Origin of the sequence: Marinobacter sediminicola (genome assembly GCF_031157525.1) — a bacterium.
Classification (GTDB): Bacteria; Pseudomonadota; Gammaproteobacteria; order Pseudomonadales; family Oleiphilaceae; genus Marinobacter; species Marinobacter sediminicola.
Genome location: NZ_JAVIXR010000004.1, coordinates 290,249 through 309,206 on the forward strand (window position 1 = coordinate 290,249; position 18,958 = coordinate 309,206).

The following is an 18,958-nucleotide window of genomic DNA, read 5'->3' on the forward strand; positions in this document are numbered from 1 at the left end:
CACCAAGCATCCATTCCTTTGAAAGAGCAGCGTGAGGTTTACATGTTTTCTGCACTGAGCAACTTATTTCGACCTTTAATGCGTTTGGGGCTGGTTGCTCAAATTGCGCTTGGTATTGTCGCAGGCGTGTTACTGGTGATCATATCGCCTGACGCTGCCAGTTCAGTGGCTATACTTGGCCAACTGTTCGTGAAGGCCTTGAAAGCCGTAGCTCCGGTGTTGGTGTTTGTTTTGGTGGCTGCGGCCATTGCCGGCCACACGCAGGGGCAACCGACCCACATACGTGGTGTGTTGTTGCTTTATATAATAGGGACGCTTGTTGCAGCAGTGGTTGCTGTGGTCGCCAGCTTTTTGATTCCAACTCAGCTGTCGCTGGACTTGAGTGGGGTCAGCGGTAACCCGCCTTCAAACATCGGCCAAATTCTGAAGAACCTTGTGCTAAGCGCAGTCAACAACCCTGTCAGAGCGCTGATGGAATCCAATTTCATTGCCATACTTGTTTGGGCGGTTGGACTAGGCTTTATGCTGCGCACTGCGAGCGATACCACTCGCCGGGGGCTCGAGGACTTGTCTGAGGCAATCTCGGGGATTGTGCGTGGCGTGATCCGCCTTGCGCCTTTGGGTATTTTCGGGTTGGTTGCCAACACACTTGCAGAGTCTGGCATCAGTGCTTTGCTGGGTTACGGTCAACTATTGGCTGTTATTGTTGGCTGTATGTTGTTTGTGGCACTGGTTACGAATCCACTTATCGTGTTCTGGCAGATTCGAAGCAACCCCTATCCTTTGGTGTTTGAGTGCTTGCGTGGTAGTGCGATTACTGCATTTTTTACGCGCAGTTCCGCCGCTAATATTCCTGTTAACCTTGAGCTGTCTGAGCGCCTGAAGCTCGACCCCGACACCTATACAATTTCTATCCCTCTTGGCGCTACGGTAAACATGGCGGGCGCTGCTATTACTATTTCTGTGATTACCCTCGCTACTGCCCACACGCTGGGAATCCCGGTTGATTTTGGAACGGCGCTCTTGCTCTGCGTGGTGTCGGCCTTGGCAGCTTGTGGTGTGTCTGGCGTAGCTGGCGGATCGCTTCTGTTGATTCCCTTGGCAACCAGCCTGTTTGGAATTCCAGCGGAAGTGGCCATGCAGGCAGTTGCGATTGGCTTTGTTATCAGCGTGGTTCAGGATTCAGCCGAGACAGCGCTGAATTCCTCTACCGACGTATTGTTCACGGCTGCGGCTTGTCGTCGCGCGGAAGCAAAGCGGGGTTAATCTCCCAGTGGAAAATGTTGAAAGTGATGTCCAATGGAAATCGGGCGGACGATTGTGAACAGCGGTTGGCTGGTTGGTATCGATCTGGGCGGCACCAAAACGGAAGTTATCCTGATAGACCAACAGGGTGGCGGCCGGTTTGATAATCGCGAGCATTTCAGAAAGCGTGTGCCCACTCCCCAGGGGGATTATCACGCTACGCTTCAGACCATACATTCATTGATACTGGAGGCTGAATCGCAGGCAGGGGCCAGCGGTTTGTCTGTGGGCATTGGTATTCCCGGCAGTGTTTCTGGCATCACCGGTAGAATCAAGAACGGTAACTCCACCTGGCTTAACGGGCAGCCTATGCAGGATGACTTGCGGACACTGTTGCAAAGGCCTGTAACTCTCTCCAACGATGCCAACTGTCTGGCGTTGTCTGAGGCAACAGATGGTGCGGGTAAAGACTATGACGTAGTGTTTGCCGCCATACTCGGCACAGGCTGCGGTTCAGGCATAAGTGTAAATGGTCGGGTTCTTAGCGGTCCAAACGGTGTTGCAGGTGAATGGGGCCATAACCCACTAGCCTGGACTGCTCAGGAAGAGCTTGAAGAGCGCCCTTGTTTCTGCGGTCGCAATGGATGCAATGAAACATTCCTCTCTGGTACCGGATTGTCTTTAACCCACAAGCTACTGACCAGCAAAGCCCTGCCTGCAAAGGATATTGTGGGAAATGCCAACCAAGGGGATAGGGCGGCAGCCGATTCCCTCAACCACTATCTGGAGCACCTGGCTCGTGGTTTTGGAGCAGTTATTAACCTGCTGGACCCAGACATTATCGTACTGGGTGGTGGCATGAGTAACGTCGAACAGATCTACCAGGAACTGCCCTGGCGATTGCCAGAGCACGTATTTGGTGGGGAGTGCGGAACACCGATAGTTCGAGCTGCCCATGGAGATTCCAGTGGGGTTAGGGGGGCAGCTTGGTTGTCAAAGGCCTGAAGTATCGCCGCCCCGAGATGATTCCATCCTAGAACCTCAACTCCAGCCCCGCATACCATGTGCGTCCTGAGGCAGGTTCATAGTAGCGATCGTTGCTGGCGTTTATACGAACATTGGCGAAATGGTCTCTGTCCGTCAGGTTTCGAACTCCCGCAAAACCCTTGAGGAGAAGATTCCTTCCTATGTAAAACGTATCTCCGCCACGTATGTTGGCCATCCAATAGTCGTCGACTTTCACATTGTTCGCATCATCTGCAAACATACTTCCGACATAGCGGGTTTCCAGCGTAGCAAAGGTGCCACCCAAGCCCTGCCACTGTAGTCGGTTGGACCAGAGTTGTTCTGGTAAACCGGGCAGCCGGTTACCATCATAATTGTTGCCACCTGAGCTGTACTCATCAAATGTGTAGTCCGCCAAGGTGAGGGCAGTTTCAAACCGCCAACTTTGGTTAAGCAGCCAGCCCGCAGTGGCTTCTATGCCTTTTCTCGTTGTGTCTCCGGCATTGCGGTAGAAGGTTCTGTCATCAGGCCCGGGTAGCTGGTAGGGAATTAGCTCATCGCGAACATCCACCCAAAACAGTGTGAGGTCGTAATCCATTCCGTAATCAAAGGCACCCCGAAGTCCCAGTTCATGGTTGAGGGATTTTTGTGGTTGAGTATCAGGGTTTAGCCCGCCTACGCCGGATGGATTGGCAAATTCCGAGAAGGTTGGGGTCTCAAAGACGGTACTGATATTGGTGAAAAATTGGTGGTTAGGCAGGTAGCGATAGCTCAACCCTGCAGAGCCACTCCATTCCCTGAAGGTGCGACCCCCACTTTGGTCTCCATCCGCAAGAAATTCATCGGAAACGTCCATCTGGATTCGGTCGAATCGACCGCCAATGGATAAAATCAGCTGGTCCGTTAAGTTCAAGTCGCCCTGAGCAAAGGTGCTTAAGGATGTGGCAGTTTGAAGCTCATCAGCGGTTAGTCCCTGTAAATCACCATCGAAACTCATTTGTGTTCGAATGCGGTCGTCCCGTTGTTCCCGAGCTTCCACTCCCGCTACATATCGAAATGGTAACCCTGCAACCTTGAATGACTGGCGATAGTCTGTGCTCGCCCCGAAGTAGTCTCTGTTGTAGTCAATACGGCTGGGGCCAGGAAAAGGAAGCTGCTGTTCGAAGTTGCGTCGCAGATAATAAATCTTCCCACGCAGCTCCCCTGCACCCGCTGAGAGATCCTGATACTGCAGGCCAATTACTTGCTGGTCTACGGTTTGCCCTGTGTCATATTCTTCGGTGAAACGTCCAGCTTGAGTTCTGTCTTCAGCGACCTGTTCTGCGGTGAGGGCTCCCGGATCTTGTGAGCGTGGGTTATCAAGCAAGTTGATGATGGCGGTAATCGAACGCTCGCTGTCCATTTGCCAGCGTAGTTTGGAATTGAACAGGTATTTTTCGACTTCTGCCTGATCGCGGTAGCCTTCGTAGTTCAAGGCCGAGAGGTTCACATTGTGTGACCAGTTGCCATTGCTGCCACTGTTGCTGAGGGAAAGTTTGCCGAAGCTGTTGCTTCCACCCGTAGCTCGAACCGAGGTCTGATCCGGGTTACTTTGCCCGTCTGCCGTGGCCACACTGATAACACCACCTGCAGCATTTCCGTACAAAACCGAAGCTGGGCCTCGAATAACCTCTATGCGCTCAGCGCTGTCCAGATCGATAGCGTCTAACTGTGCCTGCCCGTCAGGCAAGGTGTAGGGAATCCCATCTACTACAATCATTACACCCCGAACGCCAAAAGGTGCGCGGGAACCAAAGCCCCGTATTGCTACTCGCTCTCCCTGAGCATAGTTTTCCTGATTCTGCAGATAAATACCTGGCACCTGACTCAAGGTTTCATCGAGTTTCAACATGGGTTGGCCATTTTTAATGGCTTCAGGCCTTATAACCGACATGGATACGGGCGTTTCGTATAGCTCTCGCTCTAATACAGGTGCTGTAACGGTTATGACTGCACTGGTTTCGGCATGAGCCGTAAAGGAGATGACTGTAAGCCCAATCAGGCAGACGATGGCTGAGTTATTGTTTTTCATTACGCTGGCCTCAAGGAGTCGTTAACCCGCATCAACTGATGTAGTAGTGCTGGAATGCAGTCTTTCAGTGATCACCCTTCGACCTCAATGGGTCTTTCTGGTTGCAAGTCGTCGAAAAAACGCGACCAAAGAAGTACAGCCAAAGTAGGTCTTAGTCCCAAAGTTCTGTTTGCCTTGCCTTCTAAATGAGCACTAAATCAGAGCCCTTGGCTGATTTCTCATATTTCCCCGATGCCGCAGCATGAGGTTGCACCTGCTAACCAATCGTGCAGGAAATTCAAATGGACTGGGGGATTTATGAACAATAACAACTTGAAAAAGTCAGTCATGGTTTTGGCAATTACGTCTGCTCTGGGCACCTGCATGGGGGCCAGTGCTTCAGTTGAGTTGTATAACGAAGATGGTACGTCCTTTTCTGTAGATGGCTACTTCAACGCATTTTACGTAACCCGTGAGGATGAAGTTCCAGACACACGGGACACCCGAATCAAAATGGGCTTCCTGCCAAATACTATTGGTTTTAACTTCAGCAAAGAGGTGGGCGACCTGGTGTTGGGTGGTCGATCGTCATTCTGGACCAGCATCAACGATAGCCTTGATTCACCAACCGATACAGCGATCGATGTTCGCCAATTTTACGCGACGGTGGATGGCATATTTGGCCAAGTGCTGATTGGTAAAGATTTCGGCCTTTTCGCTCGTTCGAATATCTTCCTTGATGAAATCCTGATGGGTTTTGGCTCTCCGGGAGCCGCAGGTGGCGTGTCCTTTGGCAATATTCGTGCAGGCTACCCGTACCCAACGCCTTCAGCCCAGATAACTTATCGCTCGCCAGACTTCAATGGACTGCAGGTTGCCGTCGGTGCTCTAGACCCAGCTGACACGGTAACTGGAGCAGGTGATGAGAACTCAGCACCCCGGATGGAATCAGAGATTACCTATAAGATTGATCTCGATGGTGTAGTGGTCACTGGTTGGCTGAATGGTCGGTATCAGTCGTCAACCAACGGAACCACCACTATTGATAGTTCCGGCGTGGGGTATGGCATTAAAGGCTCTGTCGCCGGATTTACATTTTCTGCATCGGGTTTCGATTCGAAAGGTAATAGCCCGGTACTGGTGGTAAATGAAGCATTAACGGAAGAAAGCGCCGACGGCTATTTAGTTCAGGCGTCCTATGCGTTCGGCCCGAATAAGGTAGTGTTGTCCCATGGAAAAACTGACGCAGAAATTCTGGATTTGAAAACTGAAAGCAACACGTTTGGCTTCTTCCACGACGTGAACAGCAACTTCAAGTTGGTGGCTGAGTACAACATGTACAGGGACAAAAACCGGACATCCAGCATAGTCAGCACTGAGACAGACACGATCGCACTTGGCGCTATCGTCAATTTTTAAGTGTGCTGATTCAGATTGAGATAACGGGTGGTGAAACAGCGCGTGTGCCGCCCGATTATCAAGGCTGCTAATACCAAAGTACTGCCTTTTGTCCATGCCCGGCCGCCGAATCTTGGGGGATTCAGAGTAAAGCTATATTAAACATAAGGTTATAGTGAATGCTGTAAGCCAATCAAAAGCACTGAAGTCGCATTGGCGCGTTACCTGGATTCCGTAAAATTAACGCATAGCTATTTCCCGTGGAATCACCCCCTATGACGTCAGTATCAATCCTGCCTGCGGTGCAAGTTGCAAGCTCCGGTATCCGAGCCCCGGGCTCAGCCGCTAGGGATCTAGCGAGCCAACTGCTACACGAACACTTGGGCCATGTGTTGTTCTTTTGCTCTGCGGAGTATGACCTTAACCAACTCGGCCTGGCTCTTGAGCGAGAGTTTGCAGGCGTTGGGCTTTCAGGATGTACGTCAGCAGGTGAGATCACCCCTCAGGGATATGACCGGGGCTGCATCACAGCCATCGGCTTTGATCGCCGATATTTTGCGATTGAGAGTGCACTGATCGGGGAAATGGATCGATTTACCTTGAGGGATGCCCAGAGTGTCGTTGATGACCTGCTTTCTGGATGCCGGGACGCGAAGCTTGCCCCAATAAAGGGAAACACCTTTGCACTAACGCTCCTGGATGGGCTCTCAAGCCGTGAGGAGTTGGTGCTGGCAGCCTTGAACTCAGTGCTTGGCAGCATTCCTCAATTTGGCGGCTCAGCGGGTGATGATGAACACCTCGCAGACACCTATGTGTTCCACCAAGGGCGCTTTCATGCCGGAGCTGCAACCGTTTTGTTGATTAATACGCCTTTGAATTTTCGGGTGTTTACTACCCATCACTTGGTTGAAGGCAACGAAAAGCTTGTTGTAACCCATGCGAGTGCAGATACCCGCACTGTATACGAACTCAACGCCGAGCCCGCCGCAGAAGCTTATGCCCGTGCGGTTGGAGTATCAGTCGAGGCGTTGAGCCGGGAGGTTTTTGCACTACAGCCTTTGGGAGTAAAGATTGGCAGTAATTACTTTGTTCGCTCAATCCAACGGGTTAACCCCGATAAAAGTCTGACCTTCTATTGCGCGGTGGAAACGGGAATAGTGATGACGGCCATGGGGCAAGGCTCGCTGCTTGGAGCCGTGCGGGATCAGTTAGAAGACTCCGAGCGTGTTGTCGGTAAACCCTTGGTGACTATCGGGTGTGATTGTTTTTTGCGCAGATTGGAAGCAGAGCTGACTGGTGAGTCAGAGGCAGTTTCAGGCTTTTTACGCCGCCATAACGTGGTTGGATTTAACACCTACGGCGAGCAGTACAACGGAATGCACATCAACCAGACATTTACGGGGGTGGTCATTGGTCAACCCGATAGCTAGTGCCAACGAACACCGGTTTGGCGACTCAAACAAGAGCAACCTTATAGCGGCTGAAACTCTGCAACAACGAGTTGCCCGCTTAGAAACGGAAAATGAGCGTTTGCGAAAAATTCGGGACGCGTTGATCGTTCGGGTGGAATCGGGATCTGTATACAAGCCTGAACCCTACGCGGCGTTTGAGCATTCTGTGGTGCTGGCGGAACAGGTGCGTGAACGTACCGAAGCCCTGAGTCGTGCCCGCGAAGAGGCGGAAACCACTCGTCAGCGCCTGAGTGATGCCATAGAGAGTATTGCCGATGGCTTTGTGCTTTTTGATCATGACCACCGTTTGATCCAAAGCAACAGCCGTTTTCGAAGTTATTGGCGTCAGGCAGGAGTGGCCATGCCTTCGCCCGGCACCCATATCAATGATGTTCGCGCACTTGCCATGAATTCCGGAATGATCCTCGAGGAACATAGTGAGCCAGGCTCTGAGGGTGAGGTGTTTTTGCTCAGCAATGAGCGCTGGGTACAAATGACCGAACGTCCCACCCGTGAGGGCGGCTTGGTTGTACTTTATTCGGACATTACCGACGTGAAGAACAGCGAAATGGCGCGCCGCCTGAGTGCACTGGAGGAAAGCGAGCGCTGGATTCGGGTTGTGACCGACCATGTGCCGGCACTCATCGCCTATGTGGGGGCAGACAAGAGCATTCAGTTTTGCAACCAGGTTTATGCCGCTTGGTACGGGCGCGCTGGCGAATCGCCTTTGGGGAAACTCTTAAGCGATATCCATCATCCGGAGCTGTATGAGCGGTTGCAACCGTACATAGAAAGTGTGATGTCTGGAAACAGTGTCACTTTTGAGTTTGAAGAGTTCGGCGAGCAGGGCCAAGAACGTTATATGCTTCGCTCATACGTGCCTAATTTTGGCGAGCAAGGTGAGATTGTCGGCTTTTTTGTTCTCATCAGGGATATAAGCGATCGACGGAAAGCTGCCGAGGCCCTTGAGCGGGCTTATGATGAACTGGAATGTCGGGTAACAGAACGCACCTTGGCGCTGACAGACGTAAACACCCAGTTACGCCAAGAGATTGCTGAGCGCAATGCAGCAGAAGCGCGTTTGCGGGATGCGAAACTGGAGGCTGAACGTGCCAACCTTTCCAAGACAAAGTTTCTGGCTGCGGTCAGCCACGATCTGTTACAGCCGCTGAATGCTGCAAGGCTATTCACCAGCGCTTTGCAGGCACACTCCTTCGGCCCAAGAGCTGAAGATCTGGTTCACTCGGTTAGTGCATCGCTGGATGATGTAGAGGGCTTGCTAGGCACCCTGGTCGACATATCAAAGCTGGACGCGGGAGTTATCAAGCCGGATGTGACTGCGTTTGATCTGCGGGATCTTCTCATTAATATCGCACGGGAATTTCGGCAGCTGGCGAATGCAGAGGGGCTGCAGTTCGACTTTGTGGGATGCTCCGCGATAGTTGATTCGGATTCCCAGTTATTGGCACGGATTCTTCGTAATTTTCTTACTAATGCGATCCGCTACACAGGCAAAGGCCGTGTGCTGCTCGGCTGTCGCCGGGAAGCCGGTTCTGTAGTGTTGCAGGTTTGGGATACAGGCCCGGGCATTCCGCAGAATAAGCTGGCTGAGATATTCCAGGAATTTAAACGTGTGCATCCAACGAATTCCCAGACGGATAAAGGGCTTGGGTTGGGCTTGGCGATAGTCGATAAGATTTCTCGAATACTGAACCATGAGGTCAGTGTGTCTTCGGTAGAAGGTAAGGGCTCCGTGTTCAGTGTTCGTGTACCTCTAGCCACGCACAAACCCAATCCAGCACTCGTGAAGCGGGACGCCATAACCCATATTGGTCAGGAGTTGGATGGATGCAGACTATGGGTTGTCGATAATGATTCTGCCATTTGCCACGGCATGAAGGTGGTGCTGGAAACCTGGGGTTGCGAGGTGATTACGGCAGTATCGATGGCAGATCTGAAGCGCCAACTGGACCCATCAGAAGAGCCAGTGGATGTAATACTGGCAGACTATCATTTGGATAACGATGAGAATGGTGTTGATACAGTGGCCGCTATCAACGGGAGCCGGTGCACGCCGGTGCCGGTTGTGATGATCACCGCTAACTACACCAATGAACTGAAGCAGCATATCCGCGAGTTGGGTTATGTGTTGATGAATAAGCCCGTCAAGCCACTCAAGCTTCGCAGTGCTTTGAATCACATACTCCGAAACGGCTGAGTTGTGAGGACAGCCACTAGCGCTTCAGGTAGTGGCTGAAATCGACATCGCCTGCCGAAAGAATGGCCTGCACTCGGTTGTGAACGCCGAGCTTTCTCAGTATTGCAGACACATGGGCTTTAACAGTGGTTTCGGCAATATTGAGGTTGTAGGCAATTTGCTTGTTGGATTCGCCTTTCGCCATACGCTCCAGCACCAGTAGCTGGCGACGGGTGAGGGAATTCAGCATTTCGGCAGAAACCGGGTTGTCGTCACTTCGGCTGCGCCGGCTGTTGTTGCTTTCTTTACCTGTGCGAATGATATCTGACGGTAAATAGACATTCCCGTTGAGAATCTGTTGAATCGCTTTGGTCATCTCCTGCCGGGGCGAAGACTTGGTAATAAAGCCTACCGCGCCGTAAGTGATGGCCTGCAAAACCACCTGCTTATCTTCTTCTGCAGAGACAATAACCACTGGAATGGTTGGGGCTTCGTTTCGCAAAGTCATTAACCCGTTCAGTCCGTTCATTCCTGGCATGTTCAAATCCAGAAGAATCAGGTCGAGATCATCGTTCTCGCGAGTCACTGAAAGGGCGCTGTCCAGATCATCGGTTTGCAGAACCTCGCTACCTTCAACACCAGACACAATAACGCTGCTAATAGCCTCGCGGAAAAGAGGGTGGTCGTCAGCGATCAGAATTTTATAAGTCGGCTCCATTAACGTGCCTGCCCGTTGGTCGTCAGTGGCGGAAGTGGTTTCCGGATTATGATAACTGGTTTCATCTGCAAATACGGTGCTGGCTTGGTTAAGCATGGCGAGGCCCCTGATTTTTGTTGTAGTTGTGCCATTACACGCCACTGTCGCCAGGAGTTGAATGCGACTATTGCATCAAAAATTAGAGACTAAAGTACTATTTTTGACTTTTGTCAGGGCTGAATCTTCAAAATTCCGGCGGGACAGGGGTAATTACCTGTACTGGAAGATCAGAATTCTCCCAGGAATCTATACCGTCTTTATACCAGTACAGGTTGGTGAATCCAGCCTGGTGTAGGCGACGTGTAGCGTTCCAGGAGAGCCAGCAGTCGGATTTGCACATCACCACAACAGGGTGGTCCTGGTTGTTTGTCGTAAGCTTGAGTGCATTTTTAACAAGATAGTCCTGCCAGGGTTGGTTTAGCTCGCCGCGCCCGGTATTGGGCAGCCAGAAGGCGCCGGGCACCGAGGTATGAGGCTTTGTCTCAATGAATAACGATGCTCTGTATTCAGAGTTGATTACGTCAATGACTACGGGGCGAGGGCTTGTTTGCAGTAGCGCCTGAAGCTCTCTCGTCGTGACTGTTTCGGCGCCTGGAACAGTGTCAGGCGTGGGGCTTCGGTAACGGTCGATCCGATAGCCATCCGAAGAAAAAAGAGAGGTGGATGCCAGCACAGGCAGGGCAAAAACAAGCATGAGTAAACACAGAGCTTTCATCATGGTGTTCCAGTAGCTTCATGAAGTGTAACAACCAAACTACGTGAGCCTCAAAAGTGGGTAAATATTCGAAAAGTCGTAAAAGAGCAGTACTAAGTAGACAGTACTAAAGAACCATTTAGCCAGAATGGGAGCGGGGTAGGATAAATGCATCTTTTCTTTAGCCGGGCCTTAATCAGGCCGGGCGTTCTGAGGTAATGCACCATGAAGGTCGTACTTGCAGATGGTCAACGGTTAGTAAGGGATGCAACAGCCTGCCTGCTCAGGAGTACCATGCCGGGCATTATTGTTATGACTGCGGATAGTGGCGCGCAAGCAGTCAATGAGTACGCTGATCATGCTCCGGATGTTCTTATTACGGAGACATTGCTTCCCGACTATTCCGGGCTGGAGCTCTGCAGGCGCATCCGCCAGAGATGGCGCAGAGCCAACGTTCTGTTTTTATCCTCCATGGACGACGCAGGCCTTGTTAAGCAAGCGCTTGGGCTCGGGGCCCAAGGCTACATATCGAAAAACTGCAGCTCTACGGAACTAACAAGAGCCATTGAAAAAGCTGCGGGTGGGGAAGTGTACCTTGAACATGATTTGGCCACCCAGATGGCCATGGTGCAGTCGGGACGTAACTGTCTTAAAAACACTGTTGGTAATAGATTAACTGAGATGACACAACGCGAACTGGAGGTACTGATTCTTACTGCGCGCGGGGTGTCCAATAAAACCATTGCCGAGCGCTTGAATATCAGTGTGAAGACCGTTGCCAACCACCTGTCTGTACTCAAAAACAAGCTGGAAATTTCATCCTCGCTTGGTCTGTTACACTTTGCCGTGGATTCCGGGCTGGTCCAGTTTGGAGCTGCGGGCAGCGAAAGCCCTGCCTGTTTTAACTGATTCCTGCAGGGCATTCTTTCCCTTTACGCATAAAGCACAATCAAATTTACCAATCTACCGGGCAACCTGCACACTCGTCCATAAAGGTACCTACAAACGTTGCGTAGTGGATGCGGGTGTTTCGTAGATCTGCGCCGGCCAGATTGGCACTTCCGAACTTGGCTTCTTGCAGGTTGGCCCCAAACAGGTTGGCATCAGCCAGGTCGACTTTTGGTAGCCAGGCTATTTCAAGGCTTGCGAAGGTCAGGTCGGTTTCTATAAGCGTAGCGCCAGAGAACCTTGCAAAATCGAAGTTAGCCCCAGCCATATTGGAGCCAGTGAAATCCGCACCCTGGGCGAACAGGTATTGGCCGCTAGCGCCCTGCAGTTCTGCCTCGCGAATGCTTGCCCCGCGCACATCGGCTCTATACAAGTTGACGCGATAGGCGGTTATCTTGTCCAACTTGGCGCCTTTGAGGTTGGCGCCCCTCAAACTGGTGTGATTCAGAATAGCTCCGGTAAGATCGGCGCCGCTGAAGTCAACAGACTTCAAATCCAGGTTCGACATATCTGCACCCCGAAGGTCAGCGCCAGAGCACACAGAGTGTTGCTCCAGTATGCAGCCATTAAACTCCGGTGGGCGCACATCCGCCAGATAGTCCTCTGCTAAAGCAGGCGTGATGAAGGTGAGTAGAGCCAGCTTTATTATTGTCTTCATGGTGTACTCCGGAACAAGTCAGGAGCCGCCGTTTATTGGCGGCTCCCTTTGTTGATGGACTAGGTTAATGGATCACTTGGCCGCCGTTGCCCAAGAGGGGATTTTGAACACCCAGAAAGACCCACCTTGCGAAATAGGCTTGGTCAGTTCAGCCATATCGCCACCCCAGAGAGGCACGGCCCCGCCATAGCCTGAGGTAACACCTACGTACTGTTCGCCATCCATTTCCCAGGTGATGGGTGGGGAGATGATTCCCGAGCCTGTCTGGAACTTCCAAAGCTCTTCGCCAGTATCTGCATCGAATGCCTTGAAGTAGCCATCGCCTGTACCGGTGAATACCAGGCCGCCCTTGGTGGCCAGCACGCCGGCCCATAGAGGCATGGGCTCTTTATGCTCCCATTTAACCTCGCCACTTAGTGGGTCCATCGCCCGCAGTATGCCAACGTGGTCGTCGTACATGCGCTTGATACGGAAGCCCTGGCCAAGGTAGGCAGCACCTTTTTTGTAGGTGACTTCTTCTGTCCAGTAATCTTCTTTCCAGTGGTTGGCTGGTATGTAGAACAAACCGGTGTCCTGGCTGTAAGCCATAGGGTTCCAGTTCTTACCGCCGAGAAAGGGTGGAGATACTTCGATGGATTCACCGCGAGTTTCACCTTCGGGAACGGGTGGTGGGCGCTGACCTTTGCCTTCCACGGGGCGGCCGTCTGAGCCAATACTAGTCGCCCAGGTGATGTTATCCACGAATGGGAAGGCATTCTGGAACTCACCATTGGTGCGATCAACCAGATAGAAATAGCCATTTCTGTCTGCGTGTGCGGTCGCTTTTACATTTTTGCCGTCTTTGGTGTATTCAAAAAGCACTAGTTCATTGTTGCCGGAGAAATCCCAGGCATCGTTTGGCGTGTGCTGATAGAACCATTTCACCTCACCGGTGGTGGGGTCCACCGCTACCTGTCCAGAGGTATACAGGTTGTCGTAGTCTGCCGGGTCACCACCGGGAGCTGTGCGCTTCCATGTATTCCAGGGGGCAGGGTTGCCTGCGCCAACAATGATGGTGTTGGTTTCGACATCAAAGCTCGCGCTTTGCCAGGGCGCTCCGCCACCTTGGCTCCAGGCTTCCACTTTCCCAGTCTCGGTATTAGGGTCATCTGGCCAACTGGGAGCACGTGGGTCGCCAGAGGGTGTGCTCTTCTCGCCATTCAAACGACCATAGTGTCCTTCAACAAATGGGCGCATCCAGATCTCTTTACCTGTCTCGGGATCCCGAGCGTAGAGTTTGCCGACAACGCCGAACTCATCACCCGATGAGCCGTGAATGAGCATAACCTTTCCGGTTTTCTGATCCTTGATCAGTGTTGGGGCGCCGGTCATGGTGTAGCCCGCTTCGTGATCACCAAACTTCACGCGCCAGGCGACTTTTCCGGTTTTTTTGTTGAGAGCAACAATGCCCGCGTCGAGGGTGCCGAAGAAAACCTTGTCGCCGAAAATCGCTGCGCCCCGGTTTACAACATCGCAGCAGGGGCGAATGCCTTCTGGCAAACGATGGCTGTATTCCCAAAGCCGCTTACCACTTTTTGCATCAAGGGCGTACAGACGAGAGTAGGAACCGGTTACATAGATGATGCCGTCGTGTACCAGGGCTTGAGACTCTTGGCCTCGCTGCTTTTCATCCCCGAACGAGAACGACCAGGCTGGAACCATTCGTTCAACGTTGTCTTTGTTGATCATGGTCATTGGGCTGTAGCGTTGAGCCTTAGGACCAATTCCGTATCCGAGAACGTCCTGGGTGGTTTCAGCATCGTTAACGATGTCATCCCATGTAACTCCTACTGCATGTGCCTGAGTCGCTAACCCAGCTGCGCCTATGGATAGCGCCAGGCTGATACCGCGCATCAGGGGGCGCTTGGTAAACAGTGTTTTCATGACTTTCCCCTTAATTGTTGTTGTGACAAACGCATTCGTTGGTTGCGTTGACGCCATGAGTATTGGCATGGAGTGCTCAATCAGGCGACGGAGAAAACCATGAGGTGATCGGGATACGGGGTACTGCAATCCGGGAAATTTTCCTGACAGATGTGCAACACGCTGATTGTTCAGTTTTTCCGTTTCCCGGGGCAGGGGGCTCGTGCTTTGGCCTCTGGTCGATAGGTCTACTACCAAAGATCTAAGGCGCAGCAGCCAAAGTGGAGTACACCGGCAAGTAAGGCATTTCTTAGACTTGGAGACAGCCCGATACGCCGCACGGCTACTTGGGAAAACAATGGCAGACAAAACAAAAAGAGGTATGAGGCTATGTCGTACTCCAAGTCGATTCAAAAGATTCTTTGCGCTGGAGCCTTGGTATGGGCTGCAGCCGCTACCGGGCACGGTAACGTGACGCCACAGCCAGTTGATACGGGTGACCTGCCGGATCTGGGCCGTGAAGCTCTGAACGAAAACCCGTTTCGCGACGGAAATGAGCTAAGCAAATTGAATGCAGAAGCCGTTGAAGTTGGTATGAGTGCTTACGCCGGAAATTGCGCCGGCTGTCACGGCATTGAGGCCCAATCCGGTGGTTTAACCCCGGATTTGCGTGAGCTCACAGAATGGGACGATGAGTACTTTATCGGGCGGGTAATGAACGGAACCGACCGGGGCATGCCGTCGTTTAAAAGCAATCTCGGGCAAACAGCCATTTGGTCCATACGGACCTATGTGGAATCGGTATCCGGGCAGTAACAGCTTTCGCATAAGTACTCGAGATCCTGACCTGGAGGTGAGGTATGAGGCGATATTGGCTATGTGCTTTTACTCTGTTTGCGAGCGCTTCCTGGGCAGATCTTCCGTCTGACCCGTTGGGCTCGCCGTTATGGGCCTACAACATTGAGCGATACCTCGGGCAAGAGGTAACGGTTGTAGTGGACGAGCGAGTGGGCTTGTCAGTTCCTGATTTCGCTGAAGACAGTACGCAGGTTCCATTGGCCGTGAACTTGCGTGAGTTTCCACACAAGGTGAATAAGGTAGTGACATGGGTGGATATGAATCCCGTTCCCCACCTGTTCACGGCTAATAGTACAGACGGTCAGCTCAAGCTGGTGTCCCTTAACTTTCGGGTGCAGCAGGCCAGCAGTGTTCGAGCAGCTGTGCTGGATGAACAGGGTGTTTGGCACATTGACAGCGGCTATGTGGATGCAGCTGGCGGCGGCTGTACGGCACCCCGGGAAGTATTAAGCAATTCAGACTGGGAGAGTGAGTTCGGCACCCTGAAATCCGGCTTGTTCTCTGATCGCGGGAATACGCGCATCAAGGCCAGTCTGTTGCATCCCATGGACTCCGGAATGGTCGGGAATGTACCGGCCTTTTTTGTAGGCGATGTTGAAGTTCGGAATGAGTCCTCGGATAACCTGCTGCTGACAATGACCCTGGCCGAGTCTGCCGCTGAAAACCCGATGTTTGTTTTTGAATTCGAAGGCGGAATTCCTCACCTGTCTATCCACATGAAGGATAACAACGGCTACCAATTTGAAGGTGCCATTGGGGAGGCATCGCCATGAGCCGCCTCCGATCCCACCATAGAAATATCGCCTGGCTGGTTGCAGTTCTGTTTTGGGCGTTGGCCTTTTCGTCGGGCACCGGTGCAAGTGGTAAGTCCTATAGCCTGGAAGCAACTCCCGTTGCGGAAGGTGTTTGGGTGGTTGTCGGAAGTACAGACAACTTCTCGAAAGCCAATGGCGGCAACATTCTAAATACCGGCTTTATTGAAACAGGTGAGGGCGTTGTTGTTATCGATACGGGGCCTTCCCGCAGGTATGGGGAAGAGTTCCGTGCATTGATTGAGAGTCACACCAGTGAGCCAATCGTGAAAGTGCTGATCACCCATCATCACCCGGATCACGCCTTTGGCAGCCAGGCCTTTGAGCCGAACACACTTTACATGCTTGATGAATCGGCCAGCCTGCTTGAGCAGGACGGTGAAGCTTTTTCAGACAACATGTATCGCATGATCGGCGACTGGATGCGTGGCACTGAGGTAACTGTGCCTATGAACAGAGTGCAGCCAGGCTTGCTCAGTCTGGGGAATCGGCAGCTACGTTTGATAGCGATGCAGGGGCATACCGGCGCAGATCTGGTTGTGCTGGATGAAACCTCCGGGGCGCTGTTTGCTTCAGACATGGTGTTTTTCAACAGGGCATTAACCACACCTCAAACACCAGGGGTAGCCTTATGGCGCTCCGAAATACGTCAGCTTGCGCAGCTGCCGTTCTCCCTTGTGGTGCCAGGTCACGGGCCGGTGATTCGAGATGACCGGGCATTTCTCCAAATGATTGATTATTTGACCTGGCTGGATGATGTTCTGGCTGGATCTGCTGCGCGGGGTTTAAGCGCTTCAGAGGTGATTGATACCGCGATTCCTGAGCGCTTTTCAGAAGTCGAAGGCGCGAGATACGAGCTGGTTCGTACCGTAAGCCACCTGTATGCAGATTACGAAAAGCGTGCTCTGAACAGGCATTAGTACTAAGGGAGTAGTTATTCGCCCCGAACGACTCATTTTGTTAGCCCTTCTGGGAACTTAGATTAGATACGTAAGCGCAAAAACAGCGTTGTTCAGAAAAAACACAACAAGAGGTTCAAACCATGATCTACGCACAACCAGGACAAGAAGGCTCCGTTGTTTCTTTTAAATCACGCTACGGAAATTATATTGGCGGTGAGTGGGTTGCCCCGGTTAAAGGGCAGTATTTTGAGAACACTACGCCGGTTACTGGCGATGTGATTTGCGAAGTTCCGCGCTCAACTGCCGAAGATATTGATCTGGCGCTTGATGCTGCCCACAAAGCTGCACCAGCTTGGGGTAAAACCTCTGCAGCAGAGCGCTCTAATATTCTTTTGAAAATTGCAGATCGCATTGAAGCCAATCTCGAAAAACTGGCAGTTGCGGAAACCTGGGATAACGGCAAAGCCGTTCGTGAAACCATGAATGCGGATATTCCACTGGCGGCTGACCACTTCCGTTATTTTGCCGGCTGCATCCGGGCTCAAGAAGGGCACATGGGTGAAATCGACCATAATACCGTGGCTTATCATTTTCATGAGCCTCTGGGTGTTGTGGGCCAGATCATTCCCTGGAACTTCCCGATTTTGATGGCAGCCTGGAAGTTAGGACCTTGTCTTGCTGCAGGCAACTGCACCGTGCTCAAGCCAGCAGAGCAAACGCCAGCGAGCATCCTGGTGCTGATGGAAATCATCGGCGATCTGTTGCCACCGGGTGTGCTAAATATCGTTAATGGCTACGGTATTGAGGCCGGGCAGGCTCTGGCTACCAGCACGCGCATTGCCAAGATAGCGTTCACCGGATCAACTCCGGTTGGCTCCCACATTCTGAAGTGTGCTGCCGAGAACATCATTCCCTCAACGGTTGAGCTTGGCGGTAAGTCTCCCAACATCTACTTCTCGGATGTAATGAATGCGGAGCCTGAGTTTGTCGACAAGTGTGTTGAAGGTCTGGTTCTGGCTTTCTTCAACCAGGGTGAAATCTGCACCTGTCCATCGCGTGCTCTGGTTCAGGAAGACATGTATGAAGAGTTCATGCAGAAGGTTGTGGAGCGGACCAAGGCGATCAAGCGCGGTAACCCTCTGGATACTGACGTGCAGGTTGGTGCGCAAGCAAGTAAAGAGCAGTTCGACAAAATCATGTCTTACCTTGAGATAGGCAAGCAGGAAGGCGCTGTCGTTCTCACAGGCGGTGATCGTGAGAACATGGAAGGCGAGTTCAATAACGGATTCTACATTCAGCCCACTCTTTTCAAGGGTGATAACAGCATGCGGGTGTTCCAGGAAGAAATCTTTGGCCCGGTTGTGGGTGTTACAACCTTCAAAACCGAAGAAGAAGCCTTGGCGATTGCCAACGACACAGAATTTGGCCTGGGTGCCGGCGTTTGGACACGGGATACTAACCGGGCCTACCGCATGGGCCGCAGCATTCAAGCCGGTCGGGTGTGGATGAACTGCTACCACGCTTACCCTGCCCATGCTGCTTTTGGTGGCTACAAGAAATCCGGTATTGGCCGTGAAACTCATAAGCTGGCTCTGGATCACTACCAGCAAACCAAGTGCATGCTGACCAGCTACGACGCTAACCCGTTGGGCTTTTTTTAACGTGTAAGTGAATGAGTCGCCCCTTGCTGGTGCGAGGGGCGGCAGCGTTTGCTCCTATGTTTTCTCTGAAGATGTTCACTGTTGTGTCCTGCTCTTTTGGCCCTTTATAGGGCCCTTTTTTTGCGGCATTTCCCAAAGCAGTCCACCGTTTCCGGAAACCTGATTATACCCATACCTTTCATACAACTTATGGCCTTACCAAAACAGTTCGAAAGTACCATATAGGCGTTCTGAATCTCACTTTAGGATTGGTTTCAGGGTGTTGGCAATACTGCTGATCCACCCTTAATGCACAAACAATCATGACAAAAGAGGTGAGCATTATGTGGACCAAACCTGCCTATGAAGATCTGCGTATCGGTTTCGAAGTGACCATGTACTTCGCCAACCGCTGAGGTATAAAACGGCCAGAGCATTACC

At 52.0% G+C, this 18,958-nt stretch carries 16 protein-coding genes; 11 read left to right on the forward strand and 5 right to left on the reverse strand.

The features are described from left to right. The first annotated feature begins 42 nt into the window (after window positions 1-42). A complete protein-coding gene (gene sstT, locus RG807_RS08195; protein WP_309044578.1) occupies window positions 43-1,266 on the forward strand; it encodes a serine/threonine transporter SstT in 1,224 nt (407 codons plus the stop codon). A gap of 33 nt (window positions 1,267-1,299) precedes the next feature. Beyond that, window positions 1,300-2,250: an ROK family protein gene (locus RG807_RS08200; protein WP_309044454.1), complete on the forward strand. Its 951-nt coding sequence runs from the start codon at window positions 1,300-1,302 to the stop codon at window positions 2,248-2,250. Window positions 2,251-2,278: 28 nt separating this feature from the next. On the opposite strand, the gene RG807_RS08205 is transcribed toward RG807_RS08200, so the two are convergent. After that, a complete protein-coding gene (locus RG807_RS08205; RefSeq protein ID WP_309044455.1) occupies window positions 2,279-4,321 on the reverse strand; it encodes a TonB-dependent receptor family protein in 2,043 nt (680 codons plus the stop codon). A gap of 297 nt (window positions 4,322-4,618) precedes the next feature. Between RG807_RS08205 and RG807_RS08210 the strand changes: the two genes are divergently transcribed. From RG807_RS08210 to RG807_RS08220, 3 genes are all read left to right on the forward strand, one after another. Next, complete coding sequence (locus tag RG807_RS08210) at window positions 4,619-5,719, forward strand: porin (protein ID WP_309044456.1); 1,101 nt, start codon at window positions 4,619-4,621, stop codon at window positions 5,717-5,719. A gap of 254 nt (window positions 5,720-5,973) precedes the next feature. After that, on the forward strand, window positions 5,974-7,128 hold the full coding sequence (gene nosP, locus RG807_RS08215) for a nitric oxide-sensing protein NosP (protein ID WP_309044457.1): 1,155 nt from the start codon (window positions 5,974-5,976) through the stop codon (window positions 7,126-7,128). A gap of 43 nt (window positions 7,129-7,171) precedes the next feature. After that, window positions 7,172-9,367 carry a PAS domain-containing hybrid sensor histidine kinase/response regulator gene (locus RG807_RS08220; protein ID WP_309044579.1) on the forward strand — a complete coding sequence of 732 codons (2,196 nt, stop codon included), beginning with the start codon at window positions 7,172-7,174 and terminating at the stop codon, window positions 9,365-9,367. A 16-nt stretch (window positions 9,368-9,383) separates the two neighbouring features. Here RG807_RS08220 and RG807_RS08225 read toward each other — a convergent pair whose 3' ends face one another. Together RG807_RS08225 and RG807_RS08230 are read right to left on the reverse strand one after the other, a co-directional pair. Then, window positions 9,384-10,064, reverse strand: a complete 681-nt coding sequence (locus tag RG807_RS08225) for a response regulator (RefSeq protein ID WP_309044580.1) — start codon at window positions 10,062-10,064, stop codon at window positions 9,384-9,386. A gap of 223 nt (window positions 10,065-10,287) precedes the next feature. Next, entirely contained in the window at window positions 10,288-10,818 is a 531-nt protein-coding gene (locus RG807_RS08230) for a rhodanese-like domain-containing protein (RefSeq protein ID WP_309044458.1), read from the reverse strand. Window positions 10,819-11,022: 204 nt separating this feature from the next. Here RG807_RS08230 and RG807_RS08235 point away from each other — a divergent pair, with 204 nt between their 5' ends. Next, the gene (locus RG807_RS08235) at window positions 11,023-11,706 is read left to right on the forward strand and encodes a response regulator transcription factor (RefSeq protein ID WP_309044459.1); all 684 of its coding nucleotides are present in this window, start codon (window positions 11,023-11,025) and stop codon (window positions 11,704-11,706) included. A gap of 46 nt (window positions 11,707-11,752) precedes the next feature. Here RG807_RS08235 and RG807_RS08240 read toward each other — a convergent pair whose 3' ends face one another. Together RG807_RS08240 and RG807_RS08245 are read right to left on the reverse strand one after the other, a co-directional pair. After that, window positions 11,753-12,403 (reverse strand): pentapeptide repeat-containing protein, encoded by a 651-nt coding sequence (locus tag RG807_RS08240; RefSeq protein WP_309044460.1) that lies wholly within the window; start codon window positions 12,401-12,403, stop codon window positions 11,753-11,755. Window positions 12,404-12,475: 72 nt separating this feature from the next. Beyond that, window positions 12,476-14,326, reverse strand: coding sequence for a methanol/ethanol family PQQ-dependent dehydrogenase (locus RG807_RS08245; RefSeq protein WP_309044461.1), 1,851 nt, complete (start codon window positions 14,324-14,326; stop codon window positions 12,476-12,478). Window positions 14,327-14,695: 369 nt separating this feature from the next. Between RG807_RS08245 and pedF the strand changes: the two genes are divergently transcribed. The 5 genes from pedF (at window position 14,696) to pqqA (ending at window position 18,933) form a co-directional block, all read left to right on the forward strand. Next, window positions 14,696-15,121 (forward strand): cytochrome c-550 PedF, encoded by a 426-nt coding sequence (pedF, locus tag RG807_RS08250; protein ID WP_216008052.1) that lies wholly within the window; start codon window positions 14,696-14,698, stop codon window positions 15,119-15,121. 44 nt (window positions 15,122-15,165) lie between these two features. Beyond that, window positions 15,166-15,936: a quinoprotein dehydrogenase-associated SoxYZ-like carrier gene (locus tag RG807_RS08255; RefSeq protein ID WP_309044462.1), complete on the forward strand. Its 771-nt coding sequence runs from the start codon at window positions 15,166-15,168 to the stop codon at window positions 15,934-15,936. Beyond that, window positions 15,933-16,895 carry a quinoprotein relay system zinc metallohydrolase 1 gene (locus tag RG807_RS08260; RefSeq protein ID WP_309044463.1) on the forward strand — a complete coding sequence of 321 codons (963 nt, stop codon included), beginning with the start codon at window positions 15,933-15,935 and terminating at the stop codon, window positions 16,893-16,895. Before RG807_RS08255 ends, RG807_RS08260 begins: the two co-directional genes overlap by 4 nt. Before the next feature lie 122 nt (window positions 16,896-17,017). Beyond that, window positions 17,018-18,538 (forward strand): acetaldehyde dehydrogenase ExaC, encoded by a 1,521-nt coding sequence (gene exaC / locus RG807_RS08265; RefSeq protein ID WP_309044464.1) that lies wholly within the window; start codon window positions 17,018-17,020, stop codon window positions 18,536-18,538. Between the two features lie 323 nt (window positions 18,539-18,861). Continuing rightward, window positions 18,862-18,933, forward strand: a complete 72-nt coding sequence (pqqA, locus tag RG807_RS08270) for a pyrroloquinoline quinone precursor peptide PqqA (protein WP_007153157.1) — start codon at window positions 18,862-18,864, stop codon at window positions 18,931-18,933. Window positions 18,934-18,958 lie beyond the last annotated feature (25 nt).